Annotated in this window: 14 protein-coding genes; 7 read left to right on the top strand and 7 right to left on the bottom strand. The window is 69.1% G+C overall.

Translation table 11 applies throughout. The features are described 5' to 3' along the window. Positions 1 to 27 precede the first annotated feature (27 nt). Entirely contained in the window at positions 28 to 729 is a 702-nt protein-coding gene (locus ACWDV4_RS25935; RefSeq protein WP_449983655.1) for an N-acyl homoserine lactonase family protein, read from the bottom strand. Positions 730 to 819: 90 nt separating this feature from the next. Here ACWDV4_RS25935 and ACWDV4_RS25930 point away from each other — a divergent pair, with 90 nt between their 5' ends. The 3 genes from ACWDV4_RS25930 to ACWDV4_RS25920 all read left to right on the top strand — a co-directional run bounded on the left by ACWDV4_RS25930 (position 820) and on the right by ACWDV4_RS25920 (position 2634). Beyond that, positions 820 to 1218, top strand: coding sequence for an ankyrin repeat domain-containing protein (locus tag ACWDV4_RS25930; protein WP_449983652.1), 399 nt, complete (start codon positions 820 to 822; stop codon positions 1216 to 1218). A 107-nt stretch (positions 1219 to 1325) separates the two neighbouring features. Further along, positions 1326 to 1553, top strand: coding sequence for a hypothetical protein (locus ACWDV4_RS25925; protein ID WP_449983649.1), 228 nt, complete (start codon positions 1326 to 1328; stop codon positions 1551 to 1553). A gap of 154 nt (positions 1554 to 1707) precedes the next feature. Beyond that, positions 1708 to 2634 (top strand): DUF3500 domain-containing protein, encoded by a 927-nt coding sequence (locus ACWDV4_RS25920; RefSeq protein WP_449983748.1) that lies wholly within the window; start codon positions 1708 to 1710, stop codon positions 2632 to 2634. A gap of 84 nt (positions 2635 to 2718) precedes the next feature. On the opposite strand, the gene ACWDV4_RS25915 is transcribed toward ACWDV4_RS25920, so the two are convergent. The 5 genes from ACWDV4_RS25915 to ACWDV4_RS25895 all read right to left on the bottom strand — a co-directional run bounded on the left by ACWDV4_RS25915 (position 2719) and on the right by ACWDV4_RS25895 (position 8829). Next, the gene (locus tag ACWDV4_RS25915; RefSeq protein WP_449983647.1) at positions 2719 to 3225 is read right to left on the bottom strand and encodes a DUF2231 domain-containing protein; all 507 of its coding nucleotides are present in this window, start codon (positions 3223 to 3225) and stop codon (positions 2719 to 2721) included. A gap of 109 nt (positions 3226 to 3334) precedes the next feature. Next, a complete protein-coding gene (locus ACWDV4_RS25910; RefSeq protein WP_449983645.1) occupies positions 3335 to 4075 on the bottom strand; it encodes an ANTAR domain-containing protein in 741 nt (246 codons plus the stop codon). A gap of 189 nt (positions 4076 to 4264) precedes the next feature. Continuing rightward, complete coding sequence (gene secA2 / locus ACWDV4_RS25905) at positions 4265 to 6559, bottom strand: accessory Sec system translocase SecA2 (protein ID WP_449983641.1); 2295 nt, start codon at positions 6557 to 6559, stop codon at positions 4265 to 4267. 112 nt (positions 6560 to 6671) lie between these two features. Further along, entirely contained in the window at positions 6672 to 7766 is a 1095-nt protein-coding gene (locus tag ACWDV4_RS25900; RefSeq protein WP_449983638.1) for a zinc-dependent alcohol dehydrogenase, read from the bottom strand. Beyond that, positions 7759 to 8829, bottom strand: coding sequence for a Gfo/Idh/MocA family protein (locus ACWDV4_RS25895; RefSeq protein WP_449983635.1), 1071 nt, complete (start codon positions 8827 to 8829; stop codon positions 7759 to 7761). The genes ACWDV4_RS25900 and ACWDV4_RS25895 overlap by 8 nt, the downstream gene beginning before the upstream one ends. A gap of 314 nt (positions 8830 to 9143) precedes the next feature. Between ACWDV4_RS25895 and ACWDV4_RS25890 the strand changes: the two genes are divergently transcribed. From ACWDV4_RS25890 to ctaD, 4 genes are all read left to right on the top strand, one after another. Next, the gene (locus ACWDV4_RS25890) at positions 9144 to 10187 is read left to right on the top strand and encodes a glucosyl-3-phosphoglycerate synthase (RefSeq protein WP_449983745.1); all 1044 of its coding nucleotides are present in this window, start codon (positions 9144 to 9146) and stop codon (positions 10185 to 10187) included. 78 nt (positions 10188 to 10265) lie between these two features. Then, positions 10266 to 11402: a glycosyltransferase gene (locus ACWDV4_RS25885; RefSeq protein WP_449983633.1), complete on the top strand. Its 1137-nt coding sequence runs from the start codon at positions 10266 to 10268 to the stop codon at positions 11400 to 11402. An 87-nt stretch (positions 11403 to 11489) separates the two neighbouring features. Then, entirely contained in the window at positions 11490 to 11960 is a 471-nt protein-coding gene (locus ACWDV4_RS25880) for a DUF4383 domain-containing protein (RefSeq protein ID WP_449983630.1), read from the top strand. A 227-nt stretch (positions 11961 to 12187) separates the two neighbouring features. Next, on the top strand, positions 12188 to 14200 hold the full coding sequence (gene ctaD / locus ACWDV4_RS25875) for an aa3-type cytochrome oxidase subunit I (protein WP_449983627.1): 2013 nt from the start codon (positions 12188 to 12190) through the stop codon (positions 14198 to 14200). A gap of 86 nt (positions 14201 to 14286) precedes the next feature. On the opposite strand, the gene ACWDV4_RS25870 is transcribed toward ctaD, so the two are convergent. After that, positions 14287 to 15459 (bottom strand): SigB/SigF/SigG family RNA polymerase sigma factor, encoded by a 1173-nt coding sequence (locus tag ACWDV4_RS25870; protein WP_449983624.1) that lies wholly within the window; start codon positions 15457 to 15459, stop codon positions 14287 to 14289. Positions 15460 to 15680: the final 221 nt, after the last annotated feature.

Here is a 15680-nt window from a genome sequence, read left to right as displayed (position 1 = left end):
TCCCGCTCAGCTCAGGCGCGGGTCGGCTCAGGCGCGGGTCGGCTCCCAGACCGCGCCGTCATGGGCGAACAGCACCCGGGCCGGATCCCACTCCAGCAGCCGGGACAGCCACGGTGGTGCCGGTGACAGCGGGCCATCCACCCCGGCACCGGCCGCCCGGTAGGCAAGCTGGGCCGACCCGAACGCCGACGCGAAGTCGTACGCCTGTCCGGCCAGGATCACCGTACCGTCGGGTTGGCGTACGACCAGCGACTGGTGACCGGCGGTGTGCCCGGGGGTGGGCACGACCCACACCCCGGGCCGCAACTCTGCCTCGCCCACCAACTCCTCGTAGCGTGCCCCGGGAAAGTCCACCAACTCGGGGACGGTGTACCCCTCGACGCGAGCAGCCGCCAGCTCCGTCGCCTGTACGACGACAGGCCGCCCCGCCAGGAGCGAATTACCTCCACAGTGGTCGAAGTGCAGGTGGCAGTTGACCACCAGCGAGATGTCCTCGACGCCCACCCCGGCCCCGGCCAGCGCCTCCGGCAGGGACTGGCGGTGGGGCCGATAGTGTGCCTCGGTGCCGGGGTCGGCCCGACCGATCCCCGTGTCGAAGAGGATCAGGCCGCCCGCATGCCTGACCAGGTAGCCGAACACCGCCTCGACCCGTGGATACGGCTCACCCGCCTCGGTCGCCGGTCTGATGAAATAGCCTAGGTCGAGTCGCCGTACACCGATCTTGGTCATCCCCATCCCGCCACTCTCCGGTCCTGCTTACCCCAGGTCAACCCGGGTTCGCGCACGGCGGCCCGCCGACGCAGCCACTAGGCTCGAGTCATGGCCGAGGAGTGGGACGAGGAGACACTGGCATTCGCGCACCGGATGTTCGACCTGGCGCGCGCTGGCCAGACCGCCGAGCTGGCCGGCTATGTGGACGCTGGTCTGCCGGTCAACATGACCAACGACAAGGGGGACACGCTGCTGATCCTGGCCGCCTACCACTCGCATCCCGAGACGGTGAGCGCCCTGATCAGCCGCGGAGCGGACCATTCCCGGGTCAACGACCGGGGACAGACGGCCCTCGCGGCGGCCACGTTCCGACGCTCGACGGAGATCGTCACCGCGCTACTCGAAGCCGGAGCCGACCCGGCACACGGCAGCCCGTCGGCAATCGAGACCGCCGCGTTCTTCGACCTGCCCGAGATGCTCGCCCTACTGAACCAGAAACCCTGCTGAACCAGGGATCCCTACTGGCACCGAAGCCGGCTGGACCCGAAGTGAACCGATCACCGTTTGAGCCCGGTCATCGTTTGAGCCCGGTCAGGACGGGTAGCCGGCCAGCCATGACGACGCCGAAGGCACCCGACGCACTGCTGCTCGGCGGCCCCCGGGACGGCACGCTGTTCACCGCCGAGGACGCCGCGATCGTGCAACTGGAGATCGACGGGCTGATCCAGCGCTATCTGCGTACCTCCCGGCACGAGGATCGCGACGGCCAGCCGCTGGTCATCTTCGCCTACGACGGAGCGAGCGGGCCGGGCGGAGCTGAGCCCGGTCTACAGCCGAGCTGACCCGTCATCCCTCCGGCGACTCGCTCGCCCCCGGCCCGGTCCCCGGTGCAGGCGTCGTAACCAGGCTCGACATCGAACCGGACAGGCCGCTGACCTGCGCTCTGGCTCGGCCGGGTATACAAGCGACGTGGACGATTCCTCTCTCGCCGGACAGATGCGGAATGCCGCGAGCAACCTGCTGGATGCGCTGGACGATCCGGCACGGGCACTTGCCGCGCGGCCCTTCGCAGACGATGCGGCCCGCCGGTGGATCGAGTACCGTCCCCGGCCCCGCCCCGGCGCCTGCGTCGCCGACCTGGACCGGGCCGCTCGCAAGGCCGCCCACCGGCTGCTGGCCACCGCACTGAGCCCACACGCGTACGCCCAGGCGATGACGATCATCGCGCTGGAGGAGGTGTTAGACCGGGCGGAGGGCTGGCGTCGGGGCCGGCACAGTGCCGACTACTGGGTGGCGGTCTTCGGCGATCCCCGGCGGGACGAGCGGTGGTCCTGGCGGTTCGAAGGGCATCACCTGTCAGTGACCATGACGATCGTCGGTGACCAGGTCTCCCCCGCGCCGATCTTCCTCGGGGCCAACCTGGCCCGGGTGAGCTATGCCGGCCGAACCGTAACCCGGCCGCTGGCCCCCGAAGAGGACCTGGCCCGAGCGCTGCTGGACGCACTCGGCCCGACCGGACGGTCCGCCGCGATCGTGGCCGACCAGGCCCCCGGTGACATCCGCAGCGCCACGAAGCCCCAGTTCACCACCGAAATCGAGCCCGCTGGGATATCTGCCGCACAGCTCGGACCGACCGCCCGATCACTGCTCAACCAGCTCGTAGGGCTCTACCTGGACCGGTTGCCCGAGGAGTTGGCGGTCCGGGAATCGGCCCGAATCGCCCGAGGTGACCTGCACTTCGCCTGGGAGGGGCCAACCCGGCCGGGCCAACGCCACTACTACCGGGTGCAAGGCGACGATCTGTTGATCGAGTACGACAACACCAGTGAGGACGGCAACCACGCGCACACGGTGCTCCGCCGGCCGTACAGCGACTTCGGCGACGACGTACTCGCCGCGCATCGGGCCGAGGCGCATTCCTGACCACCCGGCTGCCCGGTTCTGTCGCCGACGTTCTGCCCGAGAGGTACGCCGTACGGGCTGCCCCGAGAGGTACGCCGTGCGGGATCAGCCGCGGGTGGGGTGAGCGGGACCTTCGACCCCGACCCCGGCGGCCGACCCGAGCGCGTCGAAGGTCGGCGCCTCGCCCGGGTGCCGATCGAACCGCTGGACCAGCACCGCGCCCAGCCGCACCCCGACCGCCCCTACGGCAAGGCCGAGCAGTTCGACCGCCAGGAGGCCGCCGCTCGCGCCCCGGTCCGACCCACCGGCTCTTGCCAGGCACACGAAGACGAACAGCACCGCCATCACCGCGTTGGCCAGGTTGAACATGACCACAGTGCGGCGGGTCCGGTCGGCCGGAACGTCCCAGAGGTCGACCATGCCGGCCGCCACGGCCAGCGCGGCCGAGACCAGGGCAGCCACCACCGTCCAGTAACCGACCTCCCCGAGGATGCCGGGCCCGCCGAGCAGGTCGGTCAGGTCGAACACCGTGGCGCAGACGAACAACCCGAACGGAACCGTCACCAGCATCGGCTGGATCGGGTGGCCTTGGACTCGCAACCGGCTCTCCATGACAGCGACCTCCCCAGTTCGCGCATCGACCATTGTCCAGGTCGGTACCCGAACGGAGAAGCGGCAAAACGACAGTAGCCACCCTTGTGTGCTGGTCAGGGCGGCGTAGTCAGTTACCGCGAGGTCTGGACACCGAGGCGACCAGCCGCTCGGCGACGTCCCGCAGGGGGATCGACAGTGCCGCCGACGCGGTGCGTAGCACCTGCAACGCCTCCGGTGCCGGGCAGCCACGTTGCGTCATGATCACCCCGATCGCCTGGCCGATCAGTTCGCCGTCGACCAGCGTCCCGTCCAGCTCACCGACGAGGGCGGCCTGTCGGGCCCGGTCCCGAACGGCGGCGAGCAGCAGCCCCGCGTGTTCGGCGAGCAGCATCGCGGTGAGTTGCCGAGATTCGACCAGTGTGTCGGGTTCTCGGGTATACAGGCTGATCGAACCGATGACATGATCGTCGATGTCGACCGGCGCGGAGAGCACCCCGTGCACACCGAGCGTCAACGCTCGGCGCGTCCACAGCGGCCAGCGGGTCTCCGTACGCAGGTCCCCCGACAGGATCAGCTCGCGGCGACGAATGGCGGTCATTGCCGGCCCGTCCGCGCCGTACTGGAGGTCGTCGAGGTCGGTCAGCAGCGGGTCGGAAGCGGCGACCGACGCCGGCTCCCCCGCCTGCAGTACGGTCACCCCGCACCAGGTGACGCCCGGTATCGCGTCACGGCTGGTCCGAACCAGCTGGGCCAGGGCATCGTCGAAGTCGTTGCTGTTGATGAGACCGGCGGTCAGCTCGCGCAGCAGCGCGGCCGTTTCCAGTACGTTCAGGGTCTCGACATCGGTTTCCCGCGTCTGGAGGCTCACCGCTGCGGAATCCTCGCCATCACCGCGTGCGACGCGGTACGCCCAGCTCGTGCGATCGCCTGTGTCATGCTCGCTTCTCCCCCGCGACTTTCGGACCCGGCCTCTTACCCAGACCGGGCCACCGTCAAACCGCTGTTAGGAAGGGCCCCTTTCTAGGCTGGAAACGATAGAAAGGGGCCCTTCCTAACCTCAGCGCGAGCTGGAGCTGAGTCGGCGACCGACCGAGGCGATCAGGCGGTCCAGTTCCGAACCGAACGGATTGTCGTGCACCAGGTAGGTCCAGGTGGCGCTCGGTCGGACCAGCTGCGCCTCGTCGGGCTGCCAGTCCTCGTCGAACTCGGTCTCCTCGAAGGTGGCCACGGTCCGCTCCTCGATCGCCGGGATCAGAGCGTTGAATGCCGGCACCGCCGCCCGGTGGAACTCGTCCAGCGGATCGAGCCGGCCCAGCGCCCGCAGGTGCACCCCCTCCCGTACCTCGGAAAGCTCGGCCAGGTGCTCGGTCCAGAGCCGGTCGAGGTGGTAGAGCGCGATGGACCGGGCCGCCCGGGACAGGATGTCCTCGTCCATCTCCTCGGTGCGCTCCGGGAAGCGCTCGATCAGCATGATCGCCGCCACCTCGGAGGTGAGCAGGCGTTCCCGACGTTCGGCAAGCGCCTTACGCTGCTGCTCGATCACCACGCTGTACCGCCAGGTGTTGCGGTGGATCTCGTGGTTGACCCCCTCGGCGACCCGCTGGGCGTGCTCGACAGCAAAGTCCACCTGCTCGTCGGTGACCAGCCCGTCGGCGTTCATCCGGGGCGAGGACGGGATCGCGTCTCCGGCATGCCGCACGACCAGGTCGTCCTCCAGGCTGACGAAGAAGACCGAACCGCCCGGGTCGCCCTGCCGCCCAGCCCGGCCCCGAATCTGGTCGTCGACCCGACGGCTGTCGTGCCGGCCACTGCCGATCACGTAGAGCCCGCCCAGCTCGGCGACCCGGTCCCGGTCGGACTGGTCGCTGCCGCCGAGCCGGATGTCCACTCCTCGACCGGCCATCTGCGTGGAGACGGTGACCGCGCCGTACGCGCCGGCCTCGGCGATGATCGCCGCCTCCTCGTCGTCGTTCTTGGCGTTGAGCACCACACACGGCACCCCGGCGGCGTTCAGACCGGCGGCCAGCCCTTCGGACTCCTTGACGTCCAGGGTGCCGACCAGCACCGGTCGGCCCACCTCGTGGCAGCGCTTGATCTCGTCGATCAGCGCCTCTTCCTTCTCGGCCCGGGTCGCGTAGATCCGGTCTGACTCGTCCTGCCGGATACAGGGGGTGTTCGACGGAATGACCGCCACCTCCAGGGAGAAGAACTCCCGCAGCTGGTCACCGACGAGCACCGCGGTGGCGGTCATCCCACACAACGTCTTGTAGAGCGCAATGAACGCCTGCACCGCGATGGTGCCCAGCACCTCGCCCTCGGCGGTGGCGGAGAGCCCCTCCTTGGCCTCGACGGCGGCCTGGAGTCCATCCGGCCAGCGTCGACGCTGGGCCACCCGGCCGCGCATCTCGTCAATCAACTCCACCGATCCGTCTCGGACGATGTAGTCCACGTCGCGGTGCAGCAACGCATGCGCGTGCAACGCCACGTTGACCGCGGAGAGCTGCTCGATGTTCTCGTCGGCGTACAGGTCGATGCCGTCGAGCTTGGCCTCGATCGCGGACAGCCCGGCCGAGGTGAAGGCGACCGACCGACCGTCCTCGGCGACCTCGTAGTCCCGGCCCGCCCGTAGGCTCCGGACGAGGGCAGCGGCGGTGTGCACCGGATCCTGTTCGCCCGCCACGGCCCCGGCCAGCACCATCGGCACCCGGGCCTCGTCGATCAGGATCGAATCCGCCTCGTCGACGATGGCGGTGGTCAGCTCGGGCTGGACCCGGTCATCGAGGTCGGTGACAAGCTGGTCGCGCAGGAAGTCGAAGCCCGCCTCGCTGACCGAGACATAGGTGACGTCCTTCGCGTACGCCGAGCGCCGCTCCTCGGTGCTGGACGCCTCGGTCACCCACCCCACGGTGAGGCCGAGCAGCTTGTATACCGGCTCCATCCACTGGGCGTCGCGGCGGGCCAGGTAGTCGTTGACCGTCAACACGTGCACCGGGCCATTGCCTCGTCGGACGTGTCCGTACGCGGCGATCGCGGCGGTCAGGGTCTTGCCCTCACCGGTGGCCATCTCGGCGACCTTGCCGGAGAGCAGCGCCATCGCGCCGAGCAGCTGTACGTCGTACGGCCGCTGGTCCAGGCCACGGCGAGCGGCCTCTCGCCCGATCGCACAGATCTCCACGTAGTCGTCGGCCTGGCCGGCTGCCTCGGTCAACTCGGCGTCGTCCAGCGCCGCCAACTCCTCCTCGCGCGCCTCGATGGCTGCTAGCCGCTTCTCCAGCGGCGCCAGATCGACGGTGCTGCCCGGACGCTGGAGGAAACGCCGGAACCTGCTCTTCAACCGTTGCGACACACCCATGACGGGCAACGGTACGCGACCGGAAGCGGATCCGGGTGGCCCGGCTGGCCGGAGATGTCGAGCTGCCCACTGCGGGCTTCCAGGCGGTTCCGGCACGAGTGTCCGGTACGGCTCAGGGCGTGCTGGCGAGGACCGCCTGTACCTCGTGTCGGCGACCGGCGGCCAGCTCGGCGAGCAGGGTCGGCGCGTCCTCGAAGGGCACCACGGCCGACACCAGGTGGGCCCGGAGCAGGCCGCCGTACGCCCGCAGGAAGGTGATCGTCTCGGCGGAGAGCCGTTCCCGGTCCCAGGTGGGGGCCAGACCCCGGGGTACCCGGCCGATCTGGGCGCACCGGAGGGTCAAGGCGTTGTGGTGGAACTCCTCGCCGAGGCGTACCTCATCGGCACCGGACTGGTAGAAGGCCAGGTCGATCACGGTCCCGTGCGGGCGGAGCAGGCGCAGCGACAGCTGCAACGCCGAGGGCTGCCCCCGACACTGGAACACCAGGTCTGCGCCCCGGTCACCGGGGCCGTGCGGCCAGCGGAGCTTGAGCGCCTCCGCCGGATCATCGGCGGTCGGGTCGAGGGTCTCCAACCCGAGTGCGGCGGCGACCGCCCGCCGCTGCGGCGTCGGGTCGAGCACGACCACGGAGGCGGCGCCGTGCTGCCGGGCGAGAAGCGCGGTCAGCAACGCGACGACGCCAGCCCCGGTCACCGCCACCCGTCGCCCCCGGACTCCGGCACCGAGGTCGCGCACATCGGTGCCATACAGGTCGGCGGCGGCGTACAACAGCCCGTTGGCGCAGATCGGCCCCATGTGGGCGACGTAGATCCCGAGCAGCGGGTCCAGGTCGGCCGGCAACGGGACGAACCGGTCGGTGAGTGGATCGGCCAGATACCCGGTCCGGTGGCCGTAGCTCATCGCCACGACGCTGCCCTCGTCCACGACCGGGGTACGACTCGCCACCACCTGGGCGACCTCCATGTAGCCGAGCCGGGTGACCGGATAGGGGGCCGACGGGGTGCCGGGGCGAAACAGTCCGAGATCGGGGTCCCAGGTCGCCGAGAGGTAGGGATTGGTGCCCTTGACGTAGCTGAGCTCGGTGCCGGTGGACACCCCGCTGTATCGGGTCCGTACCCGGAACGTCCCGTCCCGCAGCGGTGCCGGCTCCTCCGCGCGGATCGTCACCCGCCCCGGCCCGTCGACCACCACCACCCGGTCAGGCATGGGTGCCCTCGGTCGACCTGACTACCACGGCGGGCACGCTCGACGGGGCCGGCGTGCTCGGCGAGGCCGGCATAGCAGACGGAACCGGCATGACGGGTCCGGCCGAGTCGAGCCGGACCGATCGGCCGGTCGTCGCCGACTCGGCCACGGCACAGGCCAACCGGTGCGTGCGGAAGGCCTCCGGGTACGGCATCCGGATGTCCGCGCCGACACCCCGCACCGCGTCGACGAAAGCCCGGTCCACGGCCACCCGGGCCGCCTCCGGGTCACCCGGGTACCGCTGCTCCCGATCACCGTCCCGGACCACCAGCTCGTCCTCGGTGATCCGCAGCGCGAGTCCGTCGGCCAGCACCTCGACACCGGCCCGGTGCTTCCAGTCGAGTACGCAGGCCGAGGCCAAGGTGCCCACCGCCCCGCTGGCAAAGCGCAGGGCCGCCACGGTGACCCCGTCGATGTCCGCATCGTCACAGGGAGGCGACCCGTCCCCGTACGCGGTCACCGCCGCCACCTCACCCGCCAGCAACCGGGTCAGGTCCAGGACGTGGGCGGCCTGTTCGACCACCGGGCCACCGGATTGTTCGGCCCGGGCCCACCAGGGCACCGGGGGCATCTTGTCCAGCCAGGCACCAGAGATCATCCGTACCGGCCGATCCGCCAGGATCCGCCGGGCCTGCTCCACCACCGACAGGTAACGCCAGTGATGCCCAACGGCGGTGAGCACGCCGCGCGCAGCGACCAGGGCTGCGAGTCGGGCGGCGGTCGGCAGGTCTGCGGCGATCGGCTTCTCCACGAAGAGCGGTAGGTCGGCGGTGAGCACCGCCTCCTCCGCCGTGCCGTGCGCGAACGGCGGCACACAGATATAGACGGCATCCGGTGCCGCGTCGAGCAACGCATCGAGATCACCGCACACCGGTACGTCGTAGCGCTGTGCCAACCGCAGCGCGGCGTCCGGGGCCACGTCGGTCACCCCGACCAGCGTGACGTCGTCGAAGCCGGAAAGTACCCGGGCGTGCCGGTCCGCGACGTTGCCGGCTCCCACCAGCCCGATCCGGCATCCGCGCATCCCCGTACTCCTCTCCCACCGTCCCGGATTCCTCTCCCACCGCCCCCGGCTGATGCCCGCCTGCCCGGCCTCGTCGGGCTCAAACCGGTGTGTTCGATCGGACCCGTGCGCGACCCCGGACCGCGTTGGTTCGCCGGCGAGATCAGGATGTTCGACGGAGCGCGGTTAGCGCTCTCCCGACAAGGGAAACCGCGCTAGTCGGATCAACTGGGGGTATGCCCGTGTGGCACTCGCGAGCGACCATGTCACCCGTCGTCGAAGCCTGGACGGCCTACCGCACCGCCTCGGCCGGAGAGTGGACGGCTGACCAGCTCATGGCGGCGAAAGGCGACACTCGGGTCAGCGTGGTCATTCCAGCGCACGACGAGGAGAACACGGTCGGCCCCATCGTCGCCACGATCCGCCGGCACCTGGTCGAACGACTCCCCCTGGTCGACGAGCTGATCGTGGTCGACTCGCACTCCACGGACCGGACCGCTGCCGTAGCGGCGGCAGCCGGTGCGGAGGTAGTCGGGCAGGACAAGATCAGCCGAAACCTCCCCCGGCTCGACGGCAAGGGCGGCGCGCTCTGGGCTGGGCTGGCAGGCAGCACCGGTGACGTGGTCGCCTTCGTCGACGCCGACCTGCGCGAGTTCCGGCCGCACTTCGTGACCGGGCTGCTCGGCCCGCTGCTACTCGACCCATCGGTCGCCTTCGTCAAGGGCTTCTACCATCGACCCCTACTCGGGGCCGAAAGCGGCCCTGGCTCGCCTGGCCGTGACTCGTATGGCCCTGCCTCGCCGGGCCGTGACATGTATGGCCCGGACTCGGTTGTTCGTGACGCGCATCGCGACGGGCCGGGTGAACACCGCGTCGACGTCGACCCGGACGGCGGGGGTCGAGTCACCGAACTGGCCGCCCGTCCGCTGCTGAACCTGTTCTGGCCGGAGCTGGCCGGCTTCGTACAGCCGCTGGCCGGAGAGTATGCCGGTCGCCGTACCGTCCTGGAACGGATCCCGTTCGTCTCCGACTACGGCGTCGAGATCGCCATGCTCATCGACCTACTGGAGCTGGTCGGCCTGGATGCGCTCGCCCAGGTTGATCTTGGCGAGCGCCTGCACCGGCACCAGAGCACCGAGGCGTTGGGCCGGATGTCCGCGCAGATCATGCTGACCGTGTGGTCCCGGCTGCATCGACAGGGTCGGGTCACCGCCACCGGGGTGCCAGCCAGCGTACTGACCCAGTTCCGGCGGGGTGCTGCGGCAGCGCTGCCCAACCTCGAACGCGACATCGTGGTCAGCGACGTGTCCGTACAGGAACGGCCCCCGCTGATCGAATTGCGGGACCGACTCACCGGGTGTGGCCGGGTGTCGGTGTGAGGCAGACACCGGAAGGGCTGGCGTGAACAGGGGCACCACGCTGGAGGCCGCGGTGCGCCCGAGACGGAGGCGGGGCAGATGGCGCTGACGGTCCTGATGAACGCCGGGCCGTGGCTCTCCGTACCGCCTCCGGGCTATGGCGGCATCGAGAACGTGATCGCCACCCTGGTACCCGAACTGCGACGGCTCGGGGTACGAGTGGTCCTCGCCTCGGTCGCCAACAGCACCCTACCGGTCGACGACCGTCTGTCGGTCTTCGCCGACGGCCAGTTCGCCGCGCTACAACGGCCGTACAACCAGGTGTGTGGGGTGGCTCAGGCGCACCTGAACGGGGTGGTCCGGGCCCTACGCGAACGCGACGACATCGACCTGGTCCATGACCACGTCGAAGCGGTCGGGCTGGCCACTCTGACCGCCATGGGCCGGGACGCGCCCCCGGTGCTGCACACCCTGCACTGGGACCTCGGCAAACATCCGGACCTCTATGGATACGTCGACGGCGCAAACCGGGTACGGGTCAACGGCGTCTCGGCGGCGCAACTGGCCCGGGCCCCGCAGGCACTGCGGGCGCACTCGGTCGGACACGTACACCTGGCCACCCCGCTGGCGACGGCGCAGCGGCCGCCCCCGGTCGATCCGGGGGACCATGTGGTGATCCTCGGCCGGATCACGCCCGGAAAGGGACAACACATCGGTGCCGAGCTCGCCCATCGCGCGGGTTTCCGGCTGGTGCTGGCCGGGCCGGTCGGGCCGTACCACCGGCCGGCTGAGCTGAGCGCCGCTGGAGAGGTCGCCCGGCACAACCCGGACGTGCGTTACTGGTACGAACAGGTGGCCCCGTTGGTCGACGGAGTACGGGTGCGCTGGGTCGGTACGGTCGCCGGGCGAGAACGCGACGACCTGGTCGCCAGCGCCCGCGCCAGTCTCTTTCCGCTGTGTTGGGAGGAGCCGGGTGGTACGGCGGTGGTGGAGTCCCTGGCGTTGGGTACGCCCGTGGTGGCGACCGCCCGCGGCTGCCTGCCCGAGCTGATCGAGCACGGGCGGACCGGCCTGTTGGCCGGAACAGCGGACGAGTTACCCGAACTGGTGCACACCGCGACCCAGATCGAGGGCGACGAGTGCCGCCAGGAAGCCGTACGCCGATTCACCCCTCGGGTGATGGCCGAGCGCTATCTGGAGCTGTACGACAACGTACGCCGGTTGGCGGCCAGCTAGCCCCTGATCGTCGGCGCTGCGCCGCACGGGGTTTGTCCGGATGGACGTCGGGAACCCGGCGGCAAGGCTTCCGATGGAGGTGAGGGCATGGTTAGCAGCAAGTCACGGCCTTCGGTACGCACCGGGCCGACCGCCCCGGTCGGCCGAGCTCCGGTGAGCAAGGCGGCAGCCCTGGTAGCCATCGTGTTCCTGCTGGTCGGCATCCTCGGCTTCATTCCCGGCATCACGACCAACTACGACACGATGCAGTTCGCCACGCACCACTCCGAGGCCAAGCTGTTCGGTGTCTTCCAGGTCTCGATCCTGCACAACCTCGTCCATCTCCTCTTCGGGGTGGTCGGTCTGGCGTTGGCCCGTACCGTCTCCGGAGCCCGGATCTTCCTGGTCGGGGGCGGGGTCATCTATCTGCTGCTGTGGCTGTACGGCCTGGCGGTCGGTTACGAGAGCTCCGCGAACTTCATTCCGCTCAACGGTGCCGACAACTGGCTGCACCTGTTCCTCGGTATCGGCATGATCGCGCTGGGCCTGGTAGCCCCTCGGGGCCGTGCCCCAGCGTGATCGGTTCCCGCGTGCTTTGAGTGTTAGGAAGGGCCCCTTCCAAGGCAGAAAGCGATAAGAAGGGGCCCTTCCTAACATCTGGTCGCCGCTCGCCCGGCCTGGGCGGGCGGCGACTTTTGTGGGGTGTGGCGACCCGACCGAGCGAAATTTCCTGACTGCCCTGGTTTCGACCTGCCCGGACTGGGTAGCCACCGCCGTCCTTTCCAAGGTCGTACGGGGTGAGATCGATGTCTGAGCGGGTTACCACCGAGCCGGAGCACAGCCGGCGGTCAACGATCCTGGTGCCAGCGCGGTTCGGCGGATATCCCGGCCCGGTCCGTGAGGTGATCCCGGGCAACACACTGACCCGTCTGCTGCGCACCACCGACGCGAAGCAGATCGGGTTGATGTACCTGGTCACCTCGTTCGGGTTCTTCCTGGTCGGCGGGGTGATGGCGCTGCTGATCCGGGCCGAGTTGGCCCGCCCGGGTCTGCAGTACCTCTCTACCGAGCAGTACAACCAGATGTTCACCATGCACGGCACGATCATGCTGCTGCTGTTCGCCACCCCGCTGGTCTTCGGCTTCGCCAACTACATCGTCCCGTTGCAGATCGGCACGGCCGACGTGTCCTTCCCCCGACTCAACGCCTTCTCCTACTGGCTCTACCTGTTCGGCGGGACACTCGTCATGACCAGCCTGGCCACTCCGAACGGTGCCGCCGACTTCGGTTGGACCGCCTACACTCCGCTCAGCCGGCTCGACCACACCCCCGGCATCGGGGCCGACCTGTGGATCATCGGGCTCGCGCTGTCCGGGCTGGGCACCATCCTCGGTGCGGTCAACCTGATCACGACCATCGTCACCCTGCGGGCACCCGGACTGACCATGTTCCGGATGCCGATCTTCACCTGGAACATCCTGCTGACCGCGGTGCTGGTGCTCCTGGTGTTCCCGCTGTTGGCGGCCGCCCTACTCGCGCTCTATGCGGACCGACGACTCGGGGCGCACGTCTACGACCCCGCCAACAACGGTCCGCTGCTCTTTCAACATCTTTTCTGGTTCTTCGGCCATCCTGAGGTGTACATCATCGCGCTGCCATTCTTCGGGATCATCACCGAGGTCATCCCGGCCTTCGCCCGTAAGCCGATCTTCGGCTACAAGGGTTTGGTCGCCGCGACGATCGCGATCACCGTCCTGTCGATGACGGTGTGGGCGCACCACATGTTCGGCACCGGACTGGTGTTGTTGCCGTTCTTCAGTTTCCTCAGTTTCCTGATCGCGGTCCCCACCGGGGTGAAGTTCTTCAACTGGATCGGCACCATGTGGAAAGGGCAGATCACCTTCGAGACACCGATGCTGTTCGCCGTCGGTTTCCTGGTGACGTTCCTGCTCGGTGGGCTCTCCGGGGTGCTGCTGGCCAGCCCGCCGGTCGACTTCCACGTCACCGACACCTACTTCGTGGTGGCGCACTTCCACTACGTCATGTTCGGCACGATCGTCTTCGCTGCCTTCGCCGGCGTCTACTTCTGGTTCCCCAAGATGACCGGCCGAATGCTCGACGAGCGGCTCGGCCGGGCCCACTTCTGGACGATGTTCATCGGCTTCCACGCCACCTTCCTGGTACAACACTGGCTCGGCACGAAGGGTTTTCCCCGACGCTATGCCGACTACCAGCCACAGGACGGCTTCACCGGGCTGAACACGATCTCCACCATCGGCTCGTTCATCCTCGGCGCGTCGACGCTCTTCTTCATCTGGAACGTCTGGAAGTCGTACCGGTTCGGTCGGTTGGTGTCGGTAGACGACCCCTGGGGATTCGGCAACTCGCTGGAGTGGGCGACCTCCTGCCCGCCGCCACTGCGCAACTTCAACAAGCTGCCCCGTATTCGTTCCGAGCGTCCCGCCTTCGACCTGAAGTACGGCCCGTTGGTGGCCGACCTCGGCCGGGACCTACCGCAGCGGTCCACGAAACCGCCGCAGAGTTTTGAGCAGGAACTGCACCACGAGGCCCGGCCACCGGAACCGGAGCCGCCGACCACCGAGGGAGCGCACGGCGCGCGGGCGGCCACCTCCTTCCATCCGGTACCCGAGTCCGGGGCGCGACCAATCGACGTGCCCGAGCCGGACGAGGTGCTCCGGCCTGGCTTCGAACCCAGCCAGCCCGACGAGACTCGGGATATCGACGAGCGAGGTGGTGAGGTCGACGAGCGTTGGCGTACCGGACGCTCGCCAGAGGACGACGAGGAGGACCAACGGTGAGATCCGCGCCCCGACCAAGGTCTGCCCCACGCGGTGGCGGGCTGAGGCTCGCGGACTGGCCGAGGCCGGCGAGCCGACGTGCCGGATCAGGCGTACAGCGGGGCCAGACCGGCGGCGGTGAGCGACTGCCGTACGCCGGGCTGGGCTCGGGCCAGCCGCAGTGGTGTGCCGCTACGCAGCGCGGCGTCTCGGCCGGCGAGCAACGCGGCGACACCGCCGGCGTTGACGGCGGCCAGGTCGACCAGGTCAACCACCACCTCGGCCGGCTGTCCGGCGGTGACCGCATCCACGACCGCACACCGCAACTGATCAGCGGTCTCCCGATCGAGTTCCCCGCCGACCTCGACCACCACCCGGTCGCCGGCCCGCCGCACCGAGATTCGCATCCGCTGCTGCTCCGCCTCCCCACCCGCCTGCCAGGTAGCCGGGGCATCGGCGAGCATGGCCTGCCGAAGCCAGGTCAACGCCCGAGACAGCAGTCGGGAAACATGCATCTGCGAAATCCCGAACCGGGCGGCGATCTCGGCCTGCGTCTGGTTGCCGTAGAACCGCATGGCGAGGATGCGTCGCTCCCGCCAGGGCAGTCGGCACAGCAGTCCGCTGACCGTCACCCGGTCGTCGACCGATTCCAGGTCGTTGTCCGATTCTCCGACCAGGTCACCGAACTCGGCCGAGCTCTCCCCACCAACCGGGGCGTTGAGCGAGGCCGGGCTGTAGCCGGCGGCGGATTCCAGGGCGGCGAGAATCTCCTCCTGGGGCGTCTCCAACCGCTCGGCCAACTCGGCGACGGTGGGGGTACGGGACAGTTCGCTGGTCAGCGCGGCCGTAGCCTGACCGACCTCGAGGATCAGGTCACGCAGTCGCCGGGGCACGTGGACGCCCCAGGTGCGGTCACGGAAGTGCCGCTTGATCTCCCCAACGATGGTGATGGCCGCGTACGCGGTAAACGAGCCGCGTTCCGGGTCGTAGCGGTCCACCGCGTTGACCAGGCCGAGTCGCGCCACCTGTTCGAGATCCTCCAGCGGTTCGCCTCGCCCCCGGTAGCGACGGGCGAGGCGGCCGGCGAACGGCAACGCGAAGCGGACCAGGTCATCTCGGGCCTCCTGCCGCCGTTCAGGTGGCAGCCCGGCAATCCGGGCGGCATAGGCCGTCGCCGCCGCATCCAGGTCCTCAAGTCCACGCTCGGTAGGTGAAGTAGGTGAGGTGGGTGAAGTGGGTGAGGTGGTGGTTGTGGTGGTTGTGGTGGTCTGTCCGAACATCCGCGCCTCCCTCAGGAAGGTCCCCCGCCCGGATTGCGAAACCGGTCATTAGTTGCCACGGACCATGGGGTGGGGCTGGAAGCGAATCTGCGACCGAAATGTCGACGGCGAACTACTCACTGTCATGACACAGCGCACTCGACCCATTGCAGCCAGCCATGTTCCCACCCTGTAGGTACTCAATCACGGAAGCGGCTCTTCCCGGGCTCGTTTCGGTCGGG

This window comes from Micromonospora sp. NPDC003197 (genome assembly GCF_053590565.1).
The sequence above is the reverse complement of the archived record's forward strand: the minus strand, read 5'-3'. Positions and strand labels throughout refer to the sequence as shown.